2 protein-coding genes are annotated in these 1,150 nt (G+C 32.2%); both read right to left on the bottom strand.

The features are described 5' to 3' along the window. Positions 1-692 (bottom strand): permease (locus M2139_RS14255; protein ID WP_280739520.1); only part of this gene is annotated, 692 nt, incomplete at its 3' end. A 31-nt stretch (positions 693-723) separates the two neighbouring features. Next, a complete protein-coding gene (locus M2139_RS14250) occupies positions 724-1,011 on the bottom strand; it encodes a metalloregulator ArsR/SmtB family transcription factor (protein WP_280739521.1) in 288 nt (95 codons plus the stop codon). Positions 1,012-1,150 lie beyond the last annotated feature (139 nt).

Genomic DNA, 1,150 nt, shown 5'->3' with positions numbered 1-1,150 from the left:
AAAGACTCGGGAATCCAATTATGAATTGCTGCACCTATCCCTACACCGAGGATTATGTAGAGCCAAACTTTACTAGCTACCTCTTTTACTTGTTCTACACCAAAATGTATACGATCGTTCCATGTAAGCTTTTCAACAAAAACAGAAGCATTTTCCATCGTTTTAATATAGTCTTGAATCTCATTTTCCATTCCAGCATTGTCAATGATGGTTCCACCAATAATTGCTAAAATTAAGCCTAATACTACATAAAGGATAGCTATTTTAGCACCAAAAAAAGACATAAGTAAAATAATCGAAGCAATATCAACCATAGGAGAAGAAATTAAGAATGAGAAAGTTACGCCTAAAGGCAATCCCGCTGTAGTAAAGCCAATGAAAATCGGAATACTTGAACAGCTACAAAAAGGAGTTACTGTTCCTAAAAGTGCACCTAAAAGATTTCCTTTCCACCCTTTTAAATTACCGAGAATAATTTTAGTTTTTTCTGGTGGAAAAAATGATTGGATGATACCCATGAAAAAGATTAATACTGATAATAAAATGAAAATTTTAACAGTATCAAAAATAAAAAACTGTAAGCTGCTACCCAATTTGCTATCTAGAGAAATCCCAAACAGTTGTACAAATTTACCTGCTAGATTATTGAGCCAGAGCATTTTAAAAATTTGGTTACTAATCCACTGCCACATAAAAGCCTCCTATTTGCAAGATTTTTTGATTCTAATTTTTAATAGATGATATAGAAAAAAGTTGCTCTATATCACTAATAAAATCTTTTGAAAACTTAGGTAATAATGAATAGTGGTGCCAGTTTCCTTCTTTTTCCACAGAAATAATGTTCGCGCGTTCTAAAATTTTCATATGGTGCGATAGTGTAGGTTGAGTAAAATCAAAATATACTAAAATATCGCAGGCACACAAAGAATTCTTAGAAAGAAGTTCTACAATTTTTAACCGATTAGGATCGCTCAAAGCTTTAAGTATCGTTGACAATTGTTGATAGTTCATAAAAACCTCCTTAAACAACATAGATAGCTATCTATGCATAAGTATAGACGGTTGTCTATGTAGTTGTCAATCTTTTTATAACAAAATTAGTTAACCAGTATCTGTAAAGTGTTGCACTTTATTTTGACATCCGGGAGTT

The organism is Enterococcus sp. PF1-24 (assembly GCF_029893325.1).
Taxonomy (GTDB): Bacteria; Bacillota; Bacilli; order Lactobacillales; family Enterococcaceae; genus HY326.
The sequence above is the reverse complement of the archived record's forward strand: the minus strand, read 5'-3'. Positions and strand labels throughout refer to the sequence as shown.

Excerpts from the sequence above, each read along its gene's own strand:
- M2139_RS14250 (WP_280739521.1), bottom strand. The coding sequence starts at position 1,011 with ATGAACTATCAACAATTGTCAACGATACTTAAAGCTTTGAGCGATCCT.